Source organism: Simplicispira lacusdiani (genome assembly GCF_003604195.1).
GTDB lineage: Bacteria > Pseudomonadota > Gammaproteobacteria > Burkholderiales > Burkholderiaceae_C > Simplicispira > Simplicispira lacusdiani.
This window is the reverse complement of record NZ_QXGR01000007.1, coordinates 189,855-213,202: the sequence shown is the minus strand read 5'-3', so window position 1 is coordinate 213,202 and position 23,348 is coordinate 189,855. Positions and strand designations below refer to the sequence as shown.

At 68.2% G+C, this 23,348-nt stretch carries 26 protein-coding genes; 19 read left to right on the top strand and 7 right to left on the bottom strand.

What is annotated here, in order from left to right:
- Nucleotides 1-123: 123 nt before the first annotated feature.
- The 6 genes from D8S75_RS12130 (at nucleotide 124) to D8S75_RS12105 (ending at nucleotide 5,048) form a co-directional block, all read left to right on the top strand.
- Nucleotides 124-1,119 (top strand): tripartite tricarboxylate transporter substrate binding protein, encoded by a 996-nt coding sequence (locus D8S75_RS12130; RefSeq protein ID WP_119966592.1) that lies wholly within the window; start codon nucleotides 124-126, stop codon nucleotides 1,117-1,119.
- Nucleotides 1,120-1,340: 221 nt separating this feature from the next.
- Complete coding sequence (locus D8S75_RS12125) at nucleotides 1,341-1,892, top strand: hemerythrin domain-containing protein (RefSeq protein ID WP_119966591.1); 552 nt, start codon at nucleotides 1,341-1,343, stop codon at nucleotides 1,890-1,892.
- Between the two features lie 93 nt (nucleotides 1,893-1,985).
- Entirely contained in the window at nucleotides 1,986-2,624 is a 639-nt protein-coding gene (locus tag D8S75_RS12120; protein WP_119966616.1) for a LysE family transporter, read from the top strand.
- A gap of 115 nt (nucleotides 2,625-2,739) precedes the next feature.
- Nucleotides 2,740-3,357, top strand: coding sequence for a nucleotide-binding protein (locus D8S75_RS12115; RefSeq protein ID WP_119966590.1), 618 nt, complete (start codon nucleotides 2,740-2,742; stop codon nucleotides 3,355-3,357).
- 60 nt (nucleotides 3,358-3,417) lie between these two features.
- Nucleotides 3,418-3,882, top strand: a complete 465-nt coding sequence (locus D8S75_RS12110) for a MaoC family dehydratase (RefSeq protein WP_119966589.1) — start codon at nucleotides 3,418-3,420, stop codon at nucleotides 3,880-3,882.
- A 227-nt stretch (nucleotides 3,883-4,109) separates the two neighbouring features.
- A complete protein-coding gene (locus tag D8S75_RS12105; RefSeq protein WP_119966588.1) occupies nucleotides 4,110-5,048 on the top strand; it encodes a LysR family transcriptional regulator in 939 nt (312 codons plus the stop codon).
- Between the two features lies 1 nt (nucleotide 5,049).
- On the opposite strand, the gene D8S75_RS12100 is transcribed toward D8S75_RS12105, so the two are convergent.
- Both D8S75_RS12100 and D8S75_RS12095 read right to left on the bottom strand, forming a co-directional pair.
- Nucleotides 5,050-5,544: a tRNA (cytidine(34)-2'-O)-methyltransferase gene (locus D8S75_RS12100; protein ID WP_119966615.1), complete on the bottom strand. Its 495-nt coding sequence runs from the start codon at nucleotides 5,542-5,544 to the stop codon at nucleotides 5,050-5,052.
- 58 nt (nucleotides 5,545-5,602) lie between these two features.
- Nucleotides 5,603-6,328, bottom strand: a complete 726-nt coding sequence (locus tag D8S75_RS12095; protein WP_119966614.1) for a phosphoribosyltransferase family protein — start codon at nucleotides 6,326-6,328, stop codon at nucleotides 5,603-5,605.
- A gap of 49 nt (nucleotides 6,329-6,377) precedes the next feature.
- Here D8S75_RS12095 and D8S75_RS12090 point away from each other — a divergent pair, with 49 nt between their 5' ends.
- From D8S75_RS12090 to D8S75_RS12065, 7 genes are all read left to right on the top strand, one after another.
- Nucleotides 6,378-7,286, top strand: a complete 909-nt coding sequence (locus D8S75_RS12090) for a methyltransferase domain-containing protein (protein ID WP_119966587.1) — start codon at nucleotides 6,378-6,380, stop codon at nucleotides 7,284-7,286.
- A gap of 379 nt (nucleotides 7,287-7,665) precedes the next feature.
- Nucleotides 7,666-8,835, top strand: coding sequence for a cytochrome c oxidase subunit II (gene coxB, locus D8S75_RS12085; RefSeq protein WP_119966586.1), 1,170 nt, complete (start codon nucleotides 7,666-7,668; stop codon nucleotides 8,833-8,835).
- 30 nt (nucleotides 8,836-8,865) lie between these two features.
- Entirely contained in the window at nucleotides 8,866-10,500 is a 1,635-nt protein-coding gene (gene ctaD, locus D8S75_RS12080) for a cytochrome c oxidase subunit I (protein WP_119966585.1), read from the top strand.
- Between the two features lie 12 nt (nucleotides 10,501-10,512).
- The gene (locus tag D8S75_RS17750; RefSeq protein ID WP_232829031.1) at nucleotides 10,513-10,623 is read left to right on the top strand and encodes a cytochrome oxidase small assembly protein; all 111 of its coding nucleotides are present in this window, start codon (nucleotides 10,513-10,515) and stop codon (nucleotides 10,621-10,623) included.
- A gap of 13 nt (nucleotides 10,624-10,636) precedes the next feature.
- Nucleotides 10,637-11,254 carry a cytochrome c oxidase assembly protein gene (locus D8S75_RS12075; protein ID WP_119966584.1) on the top strand — a complete coding sequence of 206 codons (618 nt, stop codon included), beginning with the start codon at nucleotides 10,637-10,639 and terminating at the stop codon, nucleotides 11,252-11,254.
- Nucleotides 11,251-11,472, top strand: coding sequence for a DUF2970 domain-containing protein (locus D8S75_RS12070; RefSeq protein WP_119966583.1), 222 nt, complete (start codon nucleotides 11,251-11,253; stop codon nucleotides 11,470-11,472). Before D8S75_RS12075 ends, D8S75_RS12070 begins: the two co-directional genes overlap by 4 nt.
- A 54-nt stretch (nucleotides 11,473-11,526) precedes the next feature.
- Nucleotides 11,527-12,408: a cytochrome c oxidase subunit 3 gene (locus D8S75_RS12065; RefSeq protein WP_119966582.1), complete on the top strand. Its 882-nt coding sequence runs from the start codon at nucleotides 11,527-11,529 to the stop codon at nucleotides 12,406-12,408.
- Nucleotides 12,409-12,479: 71 nt separating this feature from the next.
- Here D8S75_RS12065 and D8S75_RS12060 read toward each other — a convergent pair whose 3' ends face one another.
- Entirely contained in the window at nucleotides 12,480-12,704 is a 225-nt protein-coding gene (locus D8S75_RS12060) for a twin transmembrane helix small protein (protein WP_370807636.1), read from the bottom strand.
- Between the two features lie 15 nt (nucleotides 12,705-12,719).
- Between D8S75_RS12060 and D8S75_RS12055 the strand changes: the two genes are divergently transcribed.
- The 5 genes from D8S75_RS12055 to D8S75_RS12035 are packed head-to-tail and all read left to right on the top strand — an operon-like array spanning nucleotide 12,720 to nucleotide 16,867.
- Nucleotides 12,720-13,481: an SURF1 family protein gene (locus tag D8S75_RS12055; RefSeq protein ID WP_119966580.1), complete on the top strand. Its 762-nt coding sequence runs from the start codon at nucleotides 12,720-12,722 to the stop codon at nucleotides 13,479-13,481.
- Nucleotides 13,423-14,130 carry a redox-active disulfide-containing membrane protein gene (locus D8S75_RS12050; protein WP_119966579.1) on the top strand — a complete coding sequence of 236 codons (708 nt, stop codon included), beginning with the start codon at nucleotides 13,423-13,425 and terminating at the stop codon, nucleotides 14,128-14,130. Before D8S75_RS12055 ends, D8S75_RS12050 begins: the two co-directional genes overlap by 59 nt.
- Nucleotides 14,127-15,353 (top strand): COX15/CtaA family protein, encoded by a 1,227-nt coding sequence (locus tag D8S75_RS12045; protein ID WP_119966578.1) that lies wholly within the window; start codon nucleotides 14,127-14,129, stop codon nucleotides 15,351-15,353. Before D8S75_RS12050 ends, D8S75_RS12045 begins: the two co-directional genes overlap by 4 nt.
- The gene (gene cyoE, locus D8S75_RS12040; protein ID WP_119966577.1) at nucleotides 15,350-16,249 is read left to right on the top strand and encodes a heme o synthase; all 900 of its coding nucleotides are present in this window, start codon (nucleotides 15,350-15,352) and stop codon (nucleotides 16,247-16,249) included. Before D8S75_RS12045 ends, cyoE begins: the two co-directional genes overlap by 4 nt.
- A 48-nt stretch (nucleotides 16,250-16,297) precedes the next feature.
- Entirely contained in the window at nucleotides 16,298-16,867 is a 570-nt protein-coding gene (locus D8S75_RS12035) for an SCO family protein (RefSeq protein WP_119966576.1), read from the top strand.
- A gap of 38 nt (nucleotides 16,868-16,905) precedes the next feature.
- On the opposite strand, the gene D8S75_RS12030 is transcribed toward D8S75_RS12035, so the two are convergent.
- Both D8S75_RS12030 and rpoH read right to left on the bottom strand, forming a co-directional pair.
- Nucleotides 16,906-17,895: a Bug family tripartite tricarboxylate transporter substrate binding protein gene (locus D8S75_RS12030; protein ID WP_119966575.1), complete on the bottom strand. Its 990-nt coding sequence runs from the start codon at nucleotides 17,893-17,895 to the stop codon at nucleotides 16,906-16,908.
- An 82-nt stretch (nucleotides 17,896-17,977) separates the two neighbouring features.
- Nucleotides 17,978-18,913, bottom strand: coding sequence for an RNA polymerase sigma factor RpoH (rpoH, locus tag D8S75_RS12025; protein ID WP_119966574.1), 936 nt, complete (start codon nucleotides 18,911-18,913; stop codon nucleotides 17,978-17,980).
- A 230-nt stretch (nucleotides 18,914-19,143) separates the two neighbouring features.
- Here rpoH and cutA point away from each other — a divergent pair, with 230 nt between their 5' ends.
- Nucleotides 19,144-19,476 carry a divalent-cation tolerance protein CutA gene (cutA, locus tag D8S75_RS12020; RefSeq protein WP_119966573.1) on the top strand — a complete coding sequence of 111 codons (333 nt, stop codon included), beginning with the start codon at nucleotides 19,144-19,146 and terminating at the stop codon, nucleotides 19,474-19,476.
- Nucleotides 19,477-19,485: 9 nt separating this feature from the next.
- Here cutA and D8S75_RS12015 read toward each other — a convergent pair whose 3' ends face one another.
- Together D8S75_RS12015 and D8S75_RS12010 are read right to left on the bottom strand one after the other, a co-directional pair.
- Nucleotides 19,486-20,556, bottom strand: coding sequence for an SPM autocatalytic domain-containing protein (locus D8S75_RS12015; protein WP_119966572.1), 1,071 nt, complete (start codon nucleotides 20,554-20,556; stop codon nucleotides 19,486-19,488).
- 62 nt (nucleotides 20,557-20,618) lie between these two features.
- Nucleotides 20,619-23,279 (bottom strand): EAL domain-containing protein, encoded by a 2,661-nt coding sequence (locus tag D8S75_RS12010; RefSeq protein WP_119966571.1) that lies wholly within the window; start codon nucleotides 23,277-23,279, stop codon nucleotides 20,619-20,621.
- Nucleotides 23,280-23,348 lie beyond the last annotated feature (69 nt).

Here is a 23,348-nt window from a genome sequence, read left to right as displayed (position 1 = left end):
CGCTACGCGCTGTGCACGATGTGCATTGGCGTGGGGCAGGGCATCGCCGTCATCCTGGAGCGCGTGTGAGCGCTGCCGGTCTGAATACACCACCGACTTCCACCCTTGAACCCAGGAAACACCATGTCTGATTTCACCCGTACCACCCGCCGTTCTGTTTTGAGCACCATCGCCCTGGCGGCGGCTGCCGCCGCACTGCCTTTGGCCGCCAGCGCACAGAACTACCCCACCAAGCCCATCACCATCGTCGTCCCGTTCGCCGCAGGCGGCACCACCGACATCCTGGCGCGCCTGGTGGGGCAGTATCTGTCGACGGAGCTGGGCCAGCCCGTGGTGGTGGAGAACAAGGCCGGCGCGGGGGGCAACATCGGCGCCGCATTCGCGGCCAAGGCACCGGCCGACGGCCACACCCTGTTCATGGGCACGGTGGGCACGCATGCCATCAATGCCTCGCTCTACAAGAAGCTGCCCTACGATCCGATCAAGGACTTCGCCCCGCTCACGCGCGTGGCCATGGTGCCCAACCTGCTCGTGGCGCACCCCTCGCAGCCGTTCAAGACGGTGCAGGAAATGATCGCCTATGCCAAGGCCAACCCCGGCAAGATCAACTTCGGCTCGCCGGGCAACGGCGCGTCGCCCCACCTGTCGGGCGAGCTGTTCAAGAGCATGGCCAAGGTGGACATGGTGCATGTCCCCTACAAGGGCAGCGCGCCCGCCGTGAGCGACCTGCTGGGCGGCCAGATCTCGATCATGTTCGACAACCTGCCCTCGGTGATCCCGCATGTGCGCAGCGGCAAGCTGCGCGCCATCGCCATCTCCACCGCCAAGCGCTCGGCCGACCTGCCCGATGTGCCTACCATCGCCGAGGCGGGCGTTCCTGGTTACGAGGCCACGTCGTGGTTCGGCATGTTCGCCCCGGCGGCCACGCCTGCGCCGGTGCTGGCCAAGATCAGCGCGGCCCTGTCCAAGGTGCTGGCCAACGCCGAGGTGAAGAAGAAGATCGACGACCAGGGCGGCGAGCCGGCTAACGAGACGCCGGCCCAGTTCGCCGACTTCATCCAGAAGGAAACCCAGAAGTGGGGCAAGGTGGTCAAGGAATCGGGCGCCAGCCTCGACTGATCGGATTGCTATTGAAAACAGAGCTGCCAGCGCCCGTGGTATGGGCGCTGGCAGCTCTTTTTGCATCAAGCGGGAACTGCATGGAAGGACGCGCCCGGTGTGGCGCTTTGCCCATGCTGCACTGCAAATAACCACTTGATTGATATGGATTAAGGTCGCACCAGGCGCCCGGTCCTAAGGTCTGCCCTGCGGCCGATCCAGGGCCGCGCAATGGGGAGACCATGTATCTGTTCGATTGGCTTTTTGGCAAGAAGGAGCCCGCCCATGGCGGGGTTGTGGCACCGCCCAAGGCACCGGCGGCTCCGGAGAAGCCTCCCGTGGCGGCGACCGAGAATGTCGCGCCGGGCACGGCGATCCACTTTCACCCCGACCTTGTGGGCAAGCTGCAGCAGGACCACCAGGCCCTGCTGCGTCTCTATACCCAGACCCAGACCGCCGCGCGCCGCGGCGACGTCGTGCAGGCCGCGCGCCATCTGGAGGAATTTCGCATCCTCCTGCAGAGCCACCTGCTGACCGAGAACGTGCGCCTCTATGTCTATCTGGAACACGCGCTGGCCAAGGACGCATCCAGCCACCAGCTCATCCGCTCCTTCCGCCACGAGATGGACGACATCGGCAAGGCGGTGGTGGCGTTCCTGACCGACTACCGCGACCTGGCCCGCCACCCCGAATTCGCGCAGCAGTTCAGCGAGGCGCTCGAAGGCATCGGCAAGGTGCTGGCGGAGCGCATCCGCCGCGAGGAAGAAACCCTCTACCCGCTGTATTCCGCATAGCGGGCTGGCACACGGGGCTTTGCGGCGGCCGTGGCGCGGGCGCGGCCCGCGTTGCTAAGATGCCAGCCCCTTGTGTTTTTGGATGGTGTGTTCATGGACCTGCAGACCTGGCTGGCTTTTTTCGTGGCCTCGTGCCTGATCGCGGTGTCGCCCGGCTCGGGCGCGGTGCTGTCCATGAGCCACGGCCTCAACTACGGCGTGCGCAAGGCCGGCGCCACCATCCTGGGCCTGCAGCTGGGGCTGCTGCTGATCCTGTTCATCGCGGGCGCGGGCGTGGGCTCGCTGCTGCTGGCTTCCGAGCTGGCGTTCAGCGTGGTGAAGGTGCTGGGCGCCTGCTATCTGATCTACGTGGGCTTCTCGCAGTGGCGCGCGGGCGACGCCTCGCCGCTGCAGGGCGATGAGGAGTCCCCGGCCGGGCCGTGGCAGAAGCGCTGCCTGACCGGCTTCCTCACCAATGCCACCAACCCCAAGGGCATCATCTTCATGGTGGCCGTGCTGCCGCAGTTCATGACCGACACCCGTCCGCTGTGGACGCAGCTGCTGGTGATGGCCGCCACCACCGTGGCGGTGGATGTGGTGGTGATGCACGGCTACGCGGCGGGCGCCAGCGCGCTGCGCCGCCTGATGCGCAGCGCCCGCGCGGTGCGCGCCCAGAACCGCGTGTTCGGCGGCCTGCTGATGGCGGTCGGCGCCGGGCTGTTCTTCGTCAAGCGCGGCGGCCAGCACGCCTGAGCTTCCTGTACCTATTTTGAATGCTATCTATTTGATAGCTGCTTGCGCTTTACCATTGGGTGGTTGAGGCACTTTTCGCTTATGCTGCCGTGAAACCCGTTGTGAGGAGGTCGAGATGCCAGTGGTTGTAGTGGCCAATCCGAAGGGCGGCGTGGGCAAGTCCACGCTGGCGACGAACATCGCGGGCTACTGGGCGCGCCAGGGCCACGCGGTAGCGCTGGGCGACGTCGACCGGCAGCAGTCCGCGCGCCTGTGGCTGGGCCTGCGCCCGCCGGCCGCGCGCGCCATCGGCACCTGGGATGCCAGCGCCGACATGATCTCGCGCCCGCCCCGGGAGTGCCGCCATGCGGTGCTCGACACGCCCGCCGGCCTGCACGGCTGGCGCCTGGGCGATGTGCTCAAGCTGGCCGACAAGATCATCGTGCCGCTGCAGCCCAGCGTGTTCGACATCTTCGCCACGCGCGAATTCCTCGACCAGCTCGCCGCGCACCGCCGCGCCGGGCGCGCCGAGGTGGGCATCGTGGGCATGCGCGTGGACGAGCGCACGCGCGCGGCCGAGCAACTGCACCATTTCGTCGACAGCCTGGGATTTCCCGTGCTGGGCTATTTGCGCGACACGCAGAACTACCTCCACCTCGCTGCCCACGGCCTCACGCTGTTCGACGTGACGCCGGGCCGCGTGGCACGCGACCTGGAGCAATGGCAGGGCATTTGCGCATGGCTGGATTCGTGAGCGCGCGCCGCTGTCGCCGGCCAGACATCGCGCATGGGGAGGCGGCGCTACATTGGTGCCATGAAGATTTTCCATTCCTACTCCGAGATGAGCGCCTGCGTGGGCCAGGAGGTCGCCGTGACCGACTGGATCACCATCACGCAGGAACAGGTCAACCTGTTCGCCCAGGCCACGGGCGACCACCAGTGGATCCACGTGGACCCCGAGCGCGCCAAGGCCGGGCCCTTCGGCGCGCCGATCGCGCACGGCTTCCTCACGCTGTCGCTGATTCCGCGCTTCTTCGAGTTGGCGGTGCGCACCGAGGGCGCGCGCATGGGGGTGAACTACGGCCTGAACCGCGTGCGCTTCACCTCGCCGGTGCCCGTGGGCAGCCGTGTGCGTGCCCGCCTCACGTTGCAGGCCACCGAGCCGCTGCCGCCCGACGGCATGCAGATGACCTGGCTGGTCACGGTGGAACGCGAGGGCGGCGACAAGCCCGCCTGCGTGGCCGAATCGCTCTCGCGCAGCTACGGCGCGCCGGCATAAGGTGTCAACTCCCTGAGCGGCTGCGCCGCTTCCCCCTTCTCTCGCATGGCTGCGCCATGCGGGAAGGGGGACACCGCCAGCGCGGCGGGGCGGCCCTTGCGCGGCGGTCGCTGGTCTGGGCCGCGCCAGTTGCAAAGGCCGTGAAGGCTGCGCAGCGCGACGGAAGGCTGGCTTGCTTCCATGACCATTCTTCAGGCCCGGCGCGTGCTGGGCAAAGGGGCTGAACCATGGACCGTCTGCAAGCCATGAGGGTGTTCGCCCGCGTCGTCGACGAGGGCGGTTTTGCCGCCGCCGCGCGCGCCATGGACATGTCGCCGCCCGTGGTCACGCGCATGGTGGCCGAGCTGGAGCAGCACCTGGGCACGCGGCTGCTGCAGCGCACCACGCGCAAGCTCGCGCTTACCGATGCGGGAGAGGCCTACCTGCTGCGCGTGCGTGCCATCCTGCACGAGATCGAGGACGCCGAGGCCGCCGCGGCCGCGAGCACGCGCGACCTGCGCGGCACGGTGCATGTGCTTGTGCCGCCGGTGCTGGCCACCTATTTCCTGGCGCCGCTGGTGCCGCAGTGGCGCGCGCGCTATCCGCGCTTGCTGCTGGATGTCGCGACCGACAACTTCGCCTCGTCACGGGTGGATGGCTTCGATGTCACGCTGATGGTGCTGCCCGAAGGGGTGGACAGCAACATCGTCGCGCGCGCGCTGTTCCAGGGCGAGGCCATCGTCGTGGCGTCGCCCGCTTACCTCGAACGCATGGGCATGCCCGACGAGCCGGCGGACCTCGTGGCCCACCAGTACCTGCGCGACAACGGCGTGGCCGCCCGCGCCCACAACGGGCGCAAGCTGTGCCTGCGCCACCTGCGCGGCGAGGAGCCCGATGCCGAGGTGGACATGCCGGTGGCGCTGCAGTCGGTCAGCACCGACCTGCTGCTGCGCGCCACGCTCGACGGCGTGGGCGTGGCCGTGATGGCGCGGCTGCTGGTCCAGCCGCACCTGGACAGCGGCGCGCTCGTGCATGTGCTGCCCGACTGGATGTATGCGCGCTACACGGTCTATGCTGCGCTGCCGTCCCGCCGCATGCTGCCGGCGCGCGCCAAGGCCTTCCTGGATTTCGTGACCGAGCAGATACCCCAGGCCGTGGCGCTGCAGCAAGGCGGCGCGCCAGCCTGAATCAAACGGCGGGGGCGGCGCTGGGGGAGGGCGCGAGGGCGAAGCCGTTCTGCCGCCAGGCTTCGAACACCGTCACGGCCACCGCATTCGACAGGTTCAGGCTGCGCTGGCCCGGCACCATGGGCAGGCGCAGGCGCTGCGCGGGCGCGAAGGTCTCGCGCAGCTCCGGCGGCAGTCCCCGTGTCTCGGCGCCGAACACCAGCCAGTCGCCGGGCAGGAAGGCGTTGTCATGCACGGCGCGGGTGGCGTGCGTGGTGAGCGCGAACATGCGCGCCGGGTCGGGGTGCTGCGAACGCACGAAGGCCGTCCAGCCCGCATGGCGGAGCACGCGTGCGTATTCGTGGTAGTCCAGCCCGGCGCGGCGCATGAGCCGGTCCTCCATCGAGAAGCCCAGGGGCTCGATCAGGTGCAGCGTGCAGCCGGTGTTGGCGGCCAGGCGGATCACGTTGCCGGTGTTGGGGGGGATTTCGGGTTCGACCAGAACGACATGGAACATGGCGCGTATTGTGGGGTGGGTGGACGGGCCCTGGCCGCGGGCTTCGTAAAAATGGGTTTCATCCGGGCGCATCCGTGCGGGCCACCACCAGGGCGGAGACCTGCCGCGCACCCGCCTGGCGCAGGGCCGCCGCCGCCGCGTGCAGCGTGGCGCCGGTGGTCATCACGTCGTCCACCAGCACGACGCTCCGGCCCTGCACCCGTGCCGCGCGCAGCGGTTCCACGGCGAAGGCGCCGCGCAGGTTGCGCAGGCGCCGCGCCCGTGGCAGGCCATGCTGGGCGGGCGTGTCGTGCAGGCGCAGCAGCAGGTTCGCATCGGTCTTGCGCGGCGCGAGATGCCGGGCCAACAGCAGCGACTGGTTGAAGCCGCGCTCGCACAGGCGCTGGCGCGACAGCGGCACGGGCAGCACGGTGTCGGCGGCCTCCAGCAGCGGCTCTGCCCAGGGGGTGCTGCGCAGCAGCGTCACCAGGGTGCCGGCCCAGCCGGGATCGCCCCGGAACTTGAAATCCGCCAGGATGCCGGCCCAGGGATAGCCGTAGTCCACCGCCGCCACGCAGGCATCGAGGGGCGGAGGGTGGCGCAGACAGGCGCCGCAGCATGCCTGGCCCGCGGGCAGGGGCAGGGCGCAGCGGGTGCAACGCGCGCGTGGCTGGGCAAAGCGCGCGGCGCAGGCCTCGCACACGCGCTGCGCGGGCCAGGCGTGGCAGACGGCGCACTGGCTGGGCAGGCGCGCCGCCAGGGCCTGCAGGCCCGTGGATACCCCTGATGCAAGCCGTCCGAGCATGATGGTGTCCAATATATGCGCTTTTCCCTTTGTCCCGGACCCTTGCCCCATGCCGTCAGAGCGCCCTCCCACGATCGATCCCATTGCCGCCGCCCGCTGGCACACCGCCGCGCCCGCGCATTCCCCCTGGCTGCACGAGGAGGTGGCGCGGCGCATGGAAGGGCGTCTGCAATGGATCCGCGAGGCGCCGCTGTCCTGGTGCCACTGGGACGCGGTGCGCGGCGGCCTGCAGGCCCATGCACTGGTGCGCCAGCGCTACCCCGACGCCGCCTGCCATGTGGTCGAAACCTCGGCGCCTATGCGTCCGCGCGCGGCCAGCGCGCTCGCCGCGCCCTGGTGGAGCGCCGCGCGCTGGAAGGGCGGCGCCGTGCGCTTGGAGCCGCCCGGGCGCGGCGCGGTGCAGATGCTCTGGGCCAACATGGCGCTGCACATGGCGCCCGACCCGCAGGCGCTGATCGCGCAGTGGCACGACGCGCTGGCGGTGGATGGCTACCTGATGTTCTCGTGCCTGGGGCCCGATTCGCTGCGTGAACTGCGCGCCATGTACGAGGCGCTGGGCTGGCCCGCGCCCGGCCATGCCTTCACCGACATGCACGACTGGGGCGACATGCTGATCGAGGCGGGCTTCGCCGAGCCGGTGATGGACATGGAGCGCATCACGCTGACCTTCGCCACCGCCGAACGCCTGCTCCAGGAGCTGCGCGAGCTGGGCGCCAACCTGCATCCGCAGCGCTTTGCCGGTCTGCGCGGGCGGGGTTGGCATGGGCGGCTGTTGCGTGAACTGACCGAGCGCCTGGCCGACCCGCAGACTGGCCAGCTGGCGCTGACCTTCGAGATCGTCTACGGCCACGCCTTCAAGCCGGCGCCCCGCGTTCGCGTGGCGGAGCACGCGGCCGTCTCGCTGCAGGACATGCGCGCGATGCTGCGCGGCCCTGGGCGCAAGGATGGGGTTGACTAGATCGAAGCTGACAAATTTTGTCAATGATCTGTCGCAAATACACCGTATTGGTGTGAATGATTCGCGCATTTCCCTGATTTAAAACAAGCGGCGCTACAATCTTCCCGAATGCCATCAGGGGGATTTGTGGGGGAGCGCCGCCATCCGTTGCGGCCAGGCGGGGCCGGTCTTTCCAGCGGCGGAAAGGCAGGGCACCCGGACGACACCCGCCGGCGCGCCGGAAACACACGACAACCTGTTTGGTCACGCCATCCTGGCGCGGGCTGCTTCGGTGCTGCCGTCCGGTTTCCGGACTGTCGGCACGGAGCGATCCGGCCGCCCCAACCCGCCCGTGCGGGGACAGAGGTCTGGATTTATGAGGCTGAAACAAGTGAGAACCATGAAGAGCATTCCCCGCAAGCTGGCCTCCGCGCTGCTGCTGGCTGGTGCCTGGGTGGGCGGCGCGGCCCATGCCGTGGCGGACCTGCCGGGCGGCCCCGCCGTCAACCAGCTCAACCTGCACCCCCCCGTCACGCGCATCGCCGAGGAACAGCATTTCCTGCACTGGATGATGCTCATCATCTGCACGGTGATCTTCGTCGGCGTTTTCGCGGTGATGTTCTATGCCATCTGGAAGCACCGCAAATCGCAGGGCGCCCAGGCCGCCAACTTCCATGAGTCCGTGACCGTGGAGGTGGTCTGGACGGTGATCCCCTTCCTCATCGTCATCGGCATGGCGCTGCCCGCCACCAAGGTGCTGGTGGCGCAGAAGGACACCACCAACGCCGATCTCACCATCAAGACCACGGGCTACCAGTGGAAATGGGGCTACGACTACCTCAAGGGCGAGGGCGAGGGCCTGTCCTTCATCTCCACGCTCGACAGCAGCCACCGCGCCATGTCCAACAGCGGCAACGTGGCCAACGCGCCCGACAACTACCTGCTCAAGGTGGACCACCCGCTGGTGGTGCCGGTGGGCAAAAAGATCCGCATCATCACCACCGCCAACGACGTGATCCACGCCTTCATGGTGCCGGCCTTCGGCATCAAGCAGGACGCGATCCCCGGCTTCGTGCGCGACACCTGGTTCCGCGCCGAGAAGGTGGGTGATTACTACGGCCAGTGCGCCGAGCTGTGCGGCAAGGAGCATGCCTACATGCCCATCCATGTGAAGGTGCTCTCGGCCAGCGACTACAGCCAGTGGGTCCAGGCCGAGCAGAAGAAGGCCGCCGCCAAGCTCGACGATCCGGCCAAGGTCTGGGCGCTCGATGACCTGATGAAGCGCGGCGAGAAGGTCTACGCCGCCAACTGCGCGGCCTGCCACCAGCCCAGCGGCAAGGGCGCGGGGCCGATCAAGCCGCTCGATGGCTCGGCCATCGTCAAGGATGCCGACCCCGCGAAACAGCTCCAGGTGGTGCTCCAGGGCGCGGCCAATGGCGCCATGCCCGCCTGGAAGCAACTCAGCGACACCGACCTGGCGGCCGTGGTCAGCTACACCAAGAACGCCTGGTCCAACAAGACCGGCCAATTGGTGCAGCCCGCCGCCGTCGTGGCACAGCGCGGCAAGTGACCAGCGCCCGAAAGCATTGAGGAACCCCCTATGAGCGCAGTTCTCGATCACCCCGCACATGCTGGCGGCCATGCCCACGAAGATGCCCATGGCCACCATGGCCCCACCGGCTGGCGCCGCTGGCTGTACGCCACCAACCACAAGGACATCGGCACGCTGTACCTGCTGTTCGCGTTCACCATGCTGATGGTGGGCGGCGTGCTGGCGCTGCTGATCCGCGCCGAGCTGTTCCAGCCCGGCCTGCAGCTCGTGAACCCCGAGCTGTTCAACCAGCTCACCACCATGCATGGCCTCATCATGGTGTTCGGCGCCATCATGCCGGCCTTCGTGGGCTTCGCGAACTGGATGGTGCCGCTGCAGATCGGCGCCTCCGACATGGCCTTCGCGCGCATGAACAACTTCAGCTTCTGGCTGATGATCCCGGCCGCTCTGTTGCTGGTGGGCTCGTTCTTCATGCCCGGCGGCGCGCCGGCCGCGGGCTGGACGCTGTACGCGCCGCTGACGCTGCAGATGGGCCCCTCGATGGATGCCGGCATCTTCGCAATGCACATCCTCGGCGCCTCGTCCATCATGGGCTCGATCAACATCATCGTGACCATTCTGAACATGCGCGCGCCCGGCATGACGCTGATGAAGATGCCCATGTTCTGCTGGACCTGGCTCATCACCGCCTACCTGCTGATCGCCGTGATGCCCGTGCTGGCCGGCGCCATCACCATGACGCTGACCGACCGCCACTTCGGCACCAGCTTCTTCAACCCCGCTGGCGGCGGCGACCCGGTGATGTACCAGCACATCTTCTGGTTCTTCGGCCACCCCGAGGTCTACATCATGATCCTGCCGGCCTTCGGCATCATCAGCCAGATCGTGCCCGCGTTCGCGCGCAAGAAGCTGTTCGGCTACGCCTCCATGGTGTACGCCACCTCGTCCATCGCCATCCTGTCGTTCATCGTCTGGGCGCACCACATGTTCACCACGGGCATGCCGGTGACGGGCCAGCTCTTCTTCATGTACGCCACCATGCTGATCTCGGTGCCCACGGCCGTGAAGATCTTCAACTGGGTGGCCACGATGTGGCGCGGCTCGATGACCTTCGAGACGCCCATGCTGTTCGCGGTGGGTTTCATCTTCGTGTTCACCATCGGCGGCTTCACCGGCCTGATCCTGGCCATGGCGCCGATCGACATCCAGCTGCAGGACACCTACTACGTGGTGGCCCACTTCCACTACGTGCTGGTGGCGGGTTCATTGTTCGCGTTGTTCGCCGGCGTCTACTACTGGCTGCCCAAGTGGACCGGCGTGATGTATTCCGAGGTGCGCGGCAAGATCCATTTCTGGGTATCGCTGGTCTTCTTCAACATCACCTTCTTCCCCATGCACTTCCTGGGGCTGGCCGGCATGCCGCGCCGCTATGCCGACTACCCCATGCAGTTCGCCGACTTCAATGCGATCGCTTCCATCGGCGCGCTGGGCTTCGGTCTGGCGCAGGTGTATTTCTTCGTGGCCGTGGTCTGGCCCTGCATGCGCGGCCAGGGCGAGAAAGCGGCCCAGAAGCCTTGGGATGGCGCCGAAGGCCTGGAATGGGAAGTGCCCTCGCCGGCGCCCTTCCACACTTTCGAGAATCCGCCCAAGCTGGACGCGACCGCCACGCGCGTGATCGGCTGAAGGAGCCTTGCCATGACCTCCGAACAGAAAAAAGCCAACCTGCGCATGGCGCTGGTGCTGGCTTCCGTCGCAGCGGCCTTCTTTGCCGGCTTCATGGCCAAGATCATCCTGCTGAACCACTGAGCAGGCCCACACCATGAACCGACACCGCGCAAACGCCAGAATGGTGGGCAAGCTGGCCGTGATCACGGTCGGCATGTTCGCTTTCGGCTACGCGCTGATCCCGATCTACCGGACCATCTGCGAAATGACCGGCATCAACATCCTGGCGCTGTCCGAGCGCCAGGTGCCCGGCAACGGCGTGGCGGGGCGCGAGGCCAAGCTGCCGGCGAACACCCAGGTGGACAAGAGCCGCACCATCACGGTGGAGTTCGATGCCAATGCGCGCGGCCCCTGGCAGTTCAAGCCCGCCCAGCGCTCCATCCAGGTGCATCCGGGCGAACTGGCCACGGTCGTCTACGAATTCCAGAACGTGCAGGACCGGCGCATGGCGGCGCAGGCCATTCCGAGCTATGCGCCCAGCCAGGCGGCCGCGCATTTCAACAAGCTCGAATGCTTCTGCTTCAACCAGTACACCCTGGAACCGGGCGAGAAGCGCGAGTGGCCGGTGGCCTTCGTGATCGATCCGCGCCTGTCCAAGGATGTCACCACCATCACGCTGTCCTACACCTTCTTCGAGGTGGGCGGCAAGACGCCCGCGGCGCCGTCCACGGTGGCCGTGCCGACGCCGGGCGCGGCGGAGGCCGGAGCATGAGCCCGCACGCCGTGAACCCGGTGCCCGCCCACCGCCGCAAGGGGTCGGCGGTGCGTACCGTTAAGGCGGTGGCGTGGTCCTTCATCGGCCTGCGCAAGGGCAGCGAATACCGGGAGGACCTGGAGAGGGTCAACCCGCTGCACCTCATCGCGGTCGGGTTGGTTGCCATCTTTCTGCTGGTGGCCGCGCTGGTGGCGCTGGTCCACTGGATCGTCTGACCCGGCTGGGCGCATGGAACGAACGACAAAGATACAAAGAGTCAGGAGCCGCAAATGAGCACATCCACCCACGGTGCAACCCCGTACTACTACGTCCCCTCGGAGTCGCGCCACCCCATCATGGCGGCGGCCGGGCTGTTCTTCGTGATCTTGGGCGCGAGCCAGTGGATCAATGGGCACGACTGGGGACAGTATTCCCTGGCGCTGGGCCTCGTCTGGTGGCTGTTCGTGCTTTACCAGTGGTTCGGCGATGCCACGCGCGAGAGCGAGGGAGGCCTGTACAGCCGCAAGATCGACCTGTCTTTCCGCTGGAGCATGAGCTGGTTCATTTTCTCGGAAGTCATGTTCTTCGGTGCCTTCTTCACGGCGCTGTGGTGGGCGCGCGCGCACTCGGTGCCAGCGCTGGGCAGCCTGGAGAACGGCTTGCTCTGGCCCGATTTCAAGGCCGTCTGGCCCAGCGTGGCCGCTGGCGCCACGGCGTCGCCCGCTGGCATCGTCGAGCCGTTCAAGACCGTGGGCCCATTCTGGCTGCCGACCATCAACACCGCGCTGCTGCTGAGCTCGGGCGTGACGCTCACCATCGCGCACCATGCCCTGCGCGAGAACCAGCGCGGCAAGACCATCGCCTTCATGTGGATCACGGTGCTGCTGGGTTTCACCTTCCTGTGCGTGCAAGGGTACGAGTACTTCCACCTCTACACCGACCTGAACCTCAAGCTCAATTCGGGCATCTTTGGCTCCACCTTCTTCATGCTCACGGGCTTCCATGGTTTCCATGTGTTCCTGGGCATGCTGATGCTGCTGGTCATCACGCTGCGCCTGCACAAGGGCCATTTCAGCGCCGAGCGGCATTTCGGTTTCGAGGGCGCCGCCTGGTACTGGCACTTCGTCGACGTGGTCTGGCTCGGCCTGTACGTGCTGGTCTACTGGATGTGATGGAGCTGTTCCCCACATGCAAAAAGGCGCCTCGTGGCGCCTTTTTCGCTGGATCGGCCCTGGCCTGGGGGTCAGCGGGCGGCCGGCAGTCCGGTGGGCTGGATGTAACCCAGCTTCCAGGCCAGCAGCAGGCAAGCGAACAGCACCACCGACAGGCCCACGCGCCAGGCGAGGGCGCGCGCCATGCGCTTGCCTCGGGACGCGTCGTCGTGGCCGGTGCGCATCATGAAGAACAATGCGGAGCCGAGACTGGCCACAATGGCCAGGAAACCAAGCAGGAGCAGGATTTTCACCATGATGGGCATTATCCCGTGACGCCCCGACGCGTGCAGGCCGATTGGCGCTTCTGGCTGGTGACCGCCGCCGCTGTGGCCGGCGTGGCCGCCACGGCGGCCCTGGGGCGTTGGCAGCTCGACCGCGCGGCGCAAAAGCAGGCCCTGCAGGCGGCCATCGACGAGCGCCAGCGCCAGCCCGCGCTCGACGGGCGCGCCCTGTCCGGACAGGAAGCGCCGGAGGCGGTACTGCACCGGGCGGTGGCGCTGCGCGGGCACTGGCTGGGACAGCACACGGTCTTCCTCGACAACCGGCAGATGGGAGGGCGCCAGGGCTTCGTGGTCGTCACCCCGTTGCAGTTGGAGCACAGCCCCGTGGCGGTGGCCGTGCAGCGTGGCTGGGTGCCGCGCAATTTCCAGGACCGTGCCGCGCTGCCAGCGCTCGACACCCCCGTGGGGCTGGTGGATGTGGCCGGTCGCGTGGCGCCTGAGCCAGCCCGGTTGCTCGATCTGGAGGGTGGTGGGGTCAATCCGCCGGGGGCTTCGCGTATCCGGCAAAATCTCGACCTGGATGCGTTCCGCGCCGAAACCGGCGTGCCGCTGGCCGGGCTGACGGTACTGCAGACGGGTGCCGCGGGCGACGGGTTGCTGCGCCAGTGGCCCGTTTTCAGCGTCGGTGTTGAAAAACACCATGGCTACGCATTCCAATGGTTCGGGCTCAGTGGCCTGATTGCAATCCTTTATGTCTGGTTCCAACTTGTCCGACGCTTCCTCCGTCCCCGTGGCCACGCTGCCCCCTGATGCCTCCGCCACGGCGGCGCCGGGGCCGGCCAGCGCGCGCGGGGGCCGCCATGCGGGTTGGAAACTGCTGTTCCTGCTGGTGGTGTGCGTGTCGCCAGTGGTCGCGTCCTACTTCACCTACTACGTGGTGCGGCCCGAGGGGCGGCGCAACTTCGGCGAGCTGGTCGAGCCCCTGCGGCCCATGCCCGAACTGGCCACCGCCACGCTCGACGGACATGGCGGAAGCCTCCAGGCCCTGCGCGGCCAGTGGCTGCTGGTCAGCGCGGCTCCAGGCGCCTGCGATGCCGCCTGCCAGAACCACCTTTACCTCCAGCGCCAGATGCGCGAGAGCCTGGGCAAGGACAAGGACCGGCTGGACTGGGTCTGGCTCGTCACCGACACGGGATCGCCACCCGCCGAGATCCAGCCTGGATTGCGGCAGGCCACGGTGCTGCGCGTGGACGCAGAAGCGCTGTCGCGGTGGCTGGAACCGGCGCCAGGGCACGGAATCACCGAGCATCTGTATGTGGTGGACCCGATGGGCAACTGGATGATGCGCTTTCCTGCCGCCATGGATACTGCTGCCGCCGCGAAAGCCAAGAAGGACCTGGAGCGCCTGATGCGCGCCTCGGCCTCCTGGGACACCGCTGGCCGCATGGAAAAGAAATGACTGATACCCAAGCTTTGTACGATTTTGCGCCGCTGCTGCGCCTGATGCTGCTGGGCGCCGTGATCGCCCTCGGCCCATTGACCTGGGTCTGGTGGCGCAGCCGGGGCGCCACCCAGGGCCGGCGCATGCAGGCACTGACGGTGCTCACGCTGTTCCTCACCTTCGACCTGGTGATGTTCGGCGCCTTCACGCGCCTGACCGATTCCGGCCTGGGTTGCCCCGACTGGCCGGGCTGCTATGGCGAGGCCAGCCCGCTCGGCGCGCACGCCGAGATCAGCGAGGCCCAGGCCGCCATGCCCACCGGCCCGGTGACCCACGGCAAGGCCTGGGTCGAGATGATCCACCGCTACCTGGCCACGGGCGTGGGCGTGCTCATCATCGCGCTCACCGTGGCGGCCTGGCGCGAGCGCCGCCGCGCGCGCGGCGCGGTGCCGCCGGGCCACGAGCCCATCAACCCCTGGTGGCCCACCGCCACGCTGGTCTGGGTGTGCCTGCAGGGCGCGTTCGGCGCCTGGACGGTCACCATGAAGCTGTTCCCGGCCATCGTCACGCTGCACCTCATCGGCGGCGTGGTGCTGCTGGCGCTGCTGTGCGTGCAGGCCGTGCGCTACGCGCGCGCCACCACGGGCACCGGCCCGGTGCCGCTGGCCTCCGGCCTGCGCTGGCTGCTGGGCCTGGCCGCCGTGCTGGTGTCGGTGCAGGTGGTGCTGGGCGGCTGGGTGAGCACCAACTACGCGGTACTTGCCTGCACCACCTTCCCCACCTGCCAGGGCAGCTGGTGGCCCGAGATGGACTTCGCGCAGGGCTTCCAGATCTGGCGGCCGCTGGGCTTTCTCCAGGACGGCAGCCACATCGGTTTCGCCGCGCTGACGGCCATCCACTACGTGCACCGCCTGTTCGCCTACGCGGTGTTGCTGGTGCTGGTGCTGCTGGCCCTGCGCTTGCGCGGCGCGGCCGCCCAGGTGCGCGCCGCCGCGCCCGCGCATGCGCGCCAGCTGGGCGCGCAGGCGCGCTGGCTGCTGGGTCTGGCCGCGCTGCAGTTGGCCACGGGGCTGAGCAATGTCATCCTCGACTGGCCGCTGCTGGCGGCCGTGCTGCACACGGGGGGCGCCGCCGCGCTGGTGGTGGTGCTCACCTGGGCCCTGAGCGCCAGCGTGGCGCAAGGCCAGGGGGCGGGCGTGCCATCGCGGGCCTCGGCCGGCGCATCCGGGGTGGGCGCATGAGCGTGGCCGCCACCGCGTCCCTGCCGTCGCGCCTGGCGCAGTACTACGCGCTGACCAAGCCGCGCGTGGTGCAGCTCATCGTGTTCTGTGCCCTCATCGGCATGGTGCTGGCCGTGCCGGGTTGGCCCTCGGGCGGACAATTGCGCCGGATGCTGGTGGCCTGCCTGGGAATCTGGCTGGTGGCGGGCGCCGCGGCGGCGTTCAACTGCCTGGTCGAAAAGACCATCGACGCCAAGATGAAGCGCACCGCCTGGCGCCCCACGGCCAAGGGCGAGCTGTCCGACCTGCAGGCGCTGCTGTTCTCCGCCGTGCTGTGCCTGGCGGGATCGGCCATCCTCTACGCCTGGATCAACCCGATCACCATGTGGCTGACCTTCGCCACCTTCGTCGGCTACGCCATCATCTACACGCTGCTGCTCAAGCCGCGCACGCCGCAGAACATCGTGATCGGCGGCGCCTCGGGCGCCATGCCACCGGTGCTGGGCTGGGCCGCCATGACGGGCGACGTGGGCCCCGAGGCGCTGATCCTGTTCCTCATCATCTTCCTCTGGACGCCGCCGCATTTCTGGGCGCTCGCGCTCTACCGCGTCGAGGATTACCGCAAATCCGGCCTGCCCATGCTGCCGGTGACGCACGGCAACGCCTACACGCGCCTGCAGGTCTTCCTCTACACCCTGGTGCTGTTCGCCGGCTGCCTGATGCCCTTCGTCTACGGCATGAGTTCCTGGATCTACCTGGCCGCCGCCGTGCTGCTGAGCGGGGGCTTCTGCGCCTATGGCTACGCGCTGTGGCGCAACTACTCCGACGCGCTGGCGCGCAAGACCTTCCGCTTCTCCCTCATCCACCTGAGCCTGCTGTTCGCGGCGCTGCTGGTGGACCACTACGTTACCCTGTGAGACCCCATGCTGAAACGAAATGCTCTTAAAACGATAGCTGCTTGCGCAATGGTGGCGGGTGCTGGAGTGCTTTTGAGTGCCTGCTCCAAGGGCAAGCCGGAATTCCGTGGCGTGGACATCTCCGAAGTGGAGTACGCGCGCGACATCCAGCTGCCCGACCACAACGGCCAGCCGCGCAGCCTCAAGGACTTCCGTGGCAAGGTGGTGGTGGTGTTCTTCGGCTACACCCAGTGCCCCGACGTGTGTCCGACCACCATGCAGGAGATGGCCGAGGTCAAGAAGGCGCTGGGCAAGGACGGCGAGCGCCTGCAGCCGCTGTTCGTCACCGTGGACCCCGAGCGCGACACCGCCGAGATGCTCAAGGCCTACATGGCCAACTTCGACCCCAGCTTCCTGGCGTTGCGCGGCACGCTGGAGCAGACCACGGCCGTGGCCAAGGACTTCAAGATCTATTTCAAGAAGGTCGACGGCAAGACGCCCACCAGCTACACCATGGACCACTCGGCCGGCAGCTACATCTACGACACCAAGGGCCGTCTGCGCGTCTACTACCGCTATGGCAGCGGCGCCGAGGCCCTGGCGGCCGACGTGCGCACGCTGCTCAAGGAAGCCAGCTGAGCTGACACACGCGCCCTGCGGCAGGCGCGGCCGGGGGCTTATTCGGACTTGATGTCCAGCGCGCGGATCACGCCACCGAGCATGCGCGTGTCCGCCGCGATGCGGCGGGCCAACCCTTCGGGCGAGGTGCCGGCCACCTGCCAGCCCTGGGCGAACAGCCGGGCGCGCACCTCGGGGCTGCGCGCGATCCCGCTCAGCAGGGCGGAGAGGCGGGCCACCACCGGCGCGGGCATGGAGCGCGGCGCGGCGGCGGCGTTCCAGATCTCCAGGTGGAAATCCTTCACACCGACCTCGGCCAGGCTGGGGAATTCGGGCACCAGGGTGCTGCGTCCGCTGGAGGTCACGCCGATCACCCGCAGCTTGCCGGCGCGCGCCTGGGCCGCCGCCATGGCGGGCGGCAGCAGCGCCAGCTGCACCTGCCCCGCCATCAGCGCGTTGATGACCTGCGGATTGCCCGGGTAGGGCACATGCACGGGCCGCAGGCCGGTGCGGGTCTTGAACAGTTCCATGCCGATGTGCGCCACCGTGCCCACGCCCGGAGTGCCGTAGTTCCACCGGTCGCCATCGGCGCGGGCGGCGGCCAGGAATTCCGCCGCCGTGGCGCCCGGTGCGCCGGCCGGGGCCGTCAGCGCCAGCGGCGCCGTGCCGATGAGGCTGATCGGGGCCAGGTCCTTCAGCGGGTCGTAGCCGAGCGCGGGGTTGAGGATGCGAGCGATCGTCATGTTGCCGTTGATCATCACGCCGATGGTGTGGCCGTCCGTGGCGCTGGCCACGGCCTGGGCCGCGATGTTGCCGCCCGCGCCCACCTTGTTCTCCACCACCACCGGCTGGCCCAGGGCCTGGGCCAGCGGCTCGGCCAGCGTGCGCGCCACCAGGTCGGGCGACGAGCCGCCGGGGAAGCCGACGATGATCCGCAGCGGCTTGCTGGGCCAGCCCGGCGTGGCGGGCATCGCCTGGGCGAGGGCGCCACCGCACAGGGCGGCGAGCGCGAGGGCGAGCGTGGCGCGGCGAAGCGGGTGGACGGGCATGGGTTTTCCTCGGGCAGAAAAGAAAAAGCGCGCAACCGGGGCGGTTGCGCGCTGGGCATTATCCGGCGTGGCGCCGGGGCCGTCAGGCGTATTCGGCCAGCGACTTCTTCATCTTCTTCATGGCCGCCACCTCGATCTGGCGGATGCGCTCGGCGCTCACGCCGTACTCGGCGGCCAGCTCGTGCAGCGTCATGCCGCCCGAGCCGTCGTCGTTGACCTTGAGCCAGCGCTCCTCGACGATGCGGCGGCTGCGATCGTCCAGGCTGGAGAGCGCCGTGGCGATGCCGTCGGTGGCCAGCACATCGCGCTGGCGCGACTCGATCATGGCCGTGGGCTCGTGCGCGGCATCCGACAGGTAGGCGATGGGACCGAAGGCCTGCTCGCCGTCATCGGACGGCGCGGGGTCGAGCAGCACATCGCCGCCGGACATGCGCGTTTCCATCTCCACGACTTCCTCGCGCTTGACGTTGAGCTGCTCGGCCACCATGTCGATCTCATGGTCGGTCAGCGTGCTGCGGTGCGTGTCGTTGGATTCGGCGTCGGCCTTGAAGCCCTGCTTCATCGAGCGCAGGTTGAAGAACAGCTTGCGCTGGCCCTTGGTGGTGGCCACCTTGACCATGCGCCAGTTCTTCAGGATGTATTCGTGGATCTCGGCCTTGATCCAGTGCATGGCGTAGCTCACCAGGCGCACGCCCTGGTCCGGGTCGAAGCGCTTGACGGCCTTCATCAGGCCGACATTGCCTTCCTGGATCAGGTCGCCGTGCGGCAGGCCGTAGCCCAGGTACTGGCGGGAAATCGAGACGACCAGGCGCAGGTGCGACATCACGAGACGGCCGGCGGCGTCCAGGTCGTTGTGGTTCCGCAGGGCGCGCGCGGCCGTCTGCTCTTCTTCCGGGGTGAGCAGGGGCAGGCGGTTGACGGCCGAGATATAGGCGTCCAGATTGCCCAGCGGGGGCACCAGGGCCCACGGGTTGGCAGGAGCCAGGGCCGTCGTTGCGGATCCAGATTGAAGCGTCATTCCAGAAATCCTTTCCTCTTGAAACGCCATGTTAGCACTCTCTTGGAGGGACTGCTAATCCCGGAGTTCCCGTCGGGTTGTCGAAAATGACCGGCACGTATTTTTAAGCAAAAATAGCCATTCGCCCAATGAATACAAGCGCCATTAGCTATCAATAACATAGCATTCATGTGCCGCGCGGAAGGCAGGCCAAGCGTGGCAGACTGTGCGAGGCAAGGAGCGTACCCCCCATGGAACCCCAGGAAACCCTCATGGAACTGAGCGCCGTGACCACCACCGTGGCCACGGCCGATGAAGCCCGGCGCCTGGCGCGGGCGGTGCTGGAGCAGCGCCTGGCCGCCTGCGTGCAGGTCGAGCCCATCGCCTCGCATTACCGCTGGCAGGGCGCGCTGCACGAGGAGGTCGAGCAACGCCTGGTCTGCAAGACCACGGCCGGCGCCGTGCCGGCGCTGCTGGCCCTGCTGCGCGAGCAGCACCCCTACGAGCTGCCGCAGCTCGTGGTGCAGCCGCTGCAGGCCACGCCGGACTACGCCGGCTGGGTGCGGCAGGAAACCGTGCCCTGATGTGATGGTTCAGACCGCCAGGTCGATCTGCTGCACGGTGCCCGCGCCGCCATCCTCGCGCAGGTAGGCGCTGGTGGCGCGCACGGCGCCCAGCGGGCTGTTGTCGGCGGCGCGCAGCGCGAACGGGGTGTCCACCGCGCCCAGGTGGATGGCGCCCACGCCGGTCTCCTGCAGGGTGCGCAGGCTGCCGGTCCCGTCGGCCGACGGCACCCACACGCGCAACTGGCGGAAGACGGCGTCGCTCTCGTCGATCCAGCCATTGCCGTCGCCGTCGTGCGCGGCCAGCTCGGCGAAGCCGTCGCTGGTGGCCGGGCCGAACAGTTCCAGGCCGTTGTCGATGCGCTGGTTCTGGTTGCGGTCCAGTGCCAGGTAGCCGCGCCCGCCCGCCAGCAGGGGAACGGCTTCGCCCTGGCCGTCGCCATCGAGGTCGAAGGCGAAGCGCAGCTCCTGCAGTTGGGCCGCCGTGCCATCGAAATTGATGACCAGCGGGTCCACCGGCACGGCCGCGTCGCCCAGGCGCAGGCTGGTCCAGGATTCCTCGCGGTGGTGGCGCTGCATCTCCAGTTGCAGGGAAAAGCGGATCTCCTGTCCATCGCGGGTGCGCACCACGCCTTCGGCGCTGAACCGGGTCTGCTCGGACTCTTCCCGAACTTCGTGGACTTCATGGACCAGGCCGAAGCCGGCGCCGCCGGCCGGCGCGGCGGGGGCGCTGGCGGGGAGTGCCGCCCCATCGGTGGGCGCAGGCTGTCCGCTGGGCAGGACGGTCAACAGGGCCGGCACGCCGGTCAGGCGTTCGATCAGGTCGCGGACCATGGCCAGGCGGGGCGTGAGATGCGCGTCCTCCTCCGTCCGCCGAATCTCGCGCGCGCCCTGCGTCCGGGCGGGCGGCTGTGGCACCGAGGCCGCCTGGCGTGCCGCACCGGAGATACGGTGCTGCGGGGGCTGTTCCGGCTCGGCAGGCCGCGCCGGGCCGGCAGCCGGGCGCGGGCCCACCCACATTTCCAGCCGTTCCGAGCGCGCGTGCAGACGGCTGGCGCTGTGCTGGGCCTGCAGGTGCAGGGCCGAAGAAGCGATTTTCATGGGCAAGCCTCCATGGATGCCATGGAGGTATATCGGGCTGGCCGTGGGGAACTTGAGCCGTTTCAGCCGGGTGGTCGGGCGTCGCCCGTCAGCACACGGCGCTCGAAGTCCTCCAGCGGCTCGGGCCGGCCGAACAGGTAGCCCTGGAAGGCGCGGCAGCCGTGCTCCAGCAGGAAGCGGTGGTGTTCCGGGGTTTCCACGCCCTCGGCGATGACGCCCAGGCCCAGCATGTTGGCCAGGGCGATGATGGTGTGCGCGATGGCGGCGTCCTTGGGATCGAGCATCACGTCGTGCACGAAGCCCTGGTCGATCTTGATCTGGTCGAGCGGCAGGCGCTTGAGGTAGCTCAGGCTGGAGTAGCCCGTGCCGAAGTCGTCGAGCGAGAAGCCTAGGCCGTGCGCCTTGAGGACGCGCATGGTGGCGATGACGCCATCCACGTCCTGCAGCAGCAGGCTTTCGGTCAGTTCGAGCTTGATATGGGCCGGGTCGGCGCCGGTGGAGCCGATCAGGTCGAGCACCTGCGCCACGAAGTCGTCCTGGTGGAACTGGCGCGCGCTCACGTTGATGGCCAGGCTCAGGTGGGCCAGCCGGGGGTCGGCGCGCCAGCGTGCCTGCTGGCGCAGGGCGGTCTCCAGCGCCCAGTAGCCCAGCGGCAGGATGAGGCCGGTGTCCTCGGCCAGGGGGATGAAGAGGGCGGGCGAGACCATGCCCTTCGCCGGGTGCCGCCAGCGCAGCAGCACCTCGGCGCCGGTCACCTTGCCGGTGCTGTCCACCTGGGGCTGGTAGAGCAGCAGGAACTGGCCGTGGCGCAGGCCGTCGTGCAGCTCGGTTTCCAGCAGGGCGCGCTGGTTCACGACGGCCTGCATGTCCGGGTCGAAGAAGCGCAGGGTGTTGCGGCCCGCGTCCTTGGCGCGGTACATGGCCAGGTCGGCCTGCTTGAGCACCTCGTCGACCGAGGCCTGCTGGCGCAGCAGCGTGGCGCCGATGCTGGCCGTGAAGTGGTGCTCCTGCCCCGCCAGGCGGTAGCTCAGGCGCACCTGTTCCAGGATCAGCTCGCCGATCGTGCGTACTTGCGCGGCGGCCTCCGCGGCCTCCTGGCTGAGGTTTTGCAGCACCAGCACGAATTCGTCGCCGCCCAGACGGGCCACGGTGTCCTGTTCGCGCAGGCAGGCGCGCAGGCGCTGGCCCATTTCCACCAGCAGCAGGTCGCCCACCTCGTGGCCCCGGCTGTCGTTGAGGGTCTTGAAGTTGTCGATGTCCACGAACAGCACGGCCGCATGGTGGCCGGTGCGGCCGCTGCTGGCCATGACCTGCTGCAGCCGGTCCGTCAGCAGGCGCCGGTTGGGCAGGCCGGTGAGGGCGTCGTAGAAGGCCAGGTAGCGCGCCTTTTCCTCGGCCGCCTTGCGGGCGGAGATGTCGATGTCGATGCAGAACATCTCGGGCGCCTGGCCCGGCACCGCGATCTGGGTGTGGCTGGAAAACACGTCGACCAGCGATCCGTCCTTGCGCCGCAGGCGCAGCTCGCCCGCCGGGATGGGCTTGCCGGTGGCGAACATCGCGGCGATGTCCTTGCGCACCGGCTCGCGCATTTCGGCGGGAATGATCAGGTCCAGCAAGCTGCGGCCCAGTGCCTCCTGCTCGGTGTAGCCGTAGAGCTTCTCGGAGGCCTTGTTCCAGTAGGTGGTGGTGCCGTCGGCACGGTAGCCCTGCACCGAGATGGAGGGAATGTCGCGCAGCAGCGAGCGAAAGCGCAGCTCGGATTCGCGCAAGGCTTCCTCGGCCTGGGTGCGCTGGGTGATGTCCCGGGCGATGAAGACCACGGCGGCATGGCCCTGCACCCGGGTGCCCAGCGGGCGGGCTCGGCCTTCGAACTGGCGCACGCCCGAGAGCGTGCGCATCTCGTACTCGAAGCTGCGGGTCTCCCCCTGCTGCAGGGTGTGGCGGATCAGATCCAGGAAGCTGTCGGCCTGCTGCCGGGGCAGGACTTCGTGCAGCTTCTTGCCCAGCAAGGTGTGCGCGGGGGCCAGCAGGGCCTGCTCGTTGGAGGACAGCACCTCCACATAGCGCCCCTGGTCGTCGATGACCAGCAGCACATCGGGAATGGCGGCCGCGATGGCCCTCAGGCGCGCCGCGCTGTCGGCCAGCGCCTGCTCGGTCGTCAAACGGTCCTCCACGTCGCGCAGCAGCAGGCCCATGATGACCGTGGTCAGCATGAAGACCACCAGGAAGGGGAGGGTCAGTGTCTGGTTGATGCGTTGCGTCACTTCCGGGGGCAGCAACTGGAAAAGCCCGAGCACCGCCATGTGCAACACCAGACCGAATGCCAGCAGGGTGTAAGGCCGAACATCCAGCAGGCCCTTGGTGCGGGCTTGTCGGTAGGCCAGGCCCAGGAAGGTGCACAGCAGGATCACCATGACCCCGACCATGGCGCCGGTTCCGCCAATCAGCATGCGCCAGACCGTGGACATGCTGGCCGCGATGCCGGCAACGATCGGCCCGCCAAACAGGCCCGCCATGCTCAGCACCACGGAGCGCGCATCGAAGATGACGCCGGGCTCCTGCACCACCGGGCTGAGCATGCCGGTCACGCAGATGCCGCCGAACAGCAGGCCCGACATCACCTGGCTGGTCCGAGGCTGCTTGCGCCACAGGCGGATGTTGGCCCCGTGCAGGAAGCACAGTGCCAGCAGCAGGGCAGCATTCTTGACCAGTTCAATGAACATGGCGGCCTTAAATCCAGTGAAGCGCCATCATCCGGCACTTGCCACCGGGTGTAAACGGGGAAAGGCCGG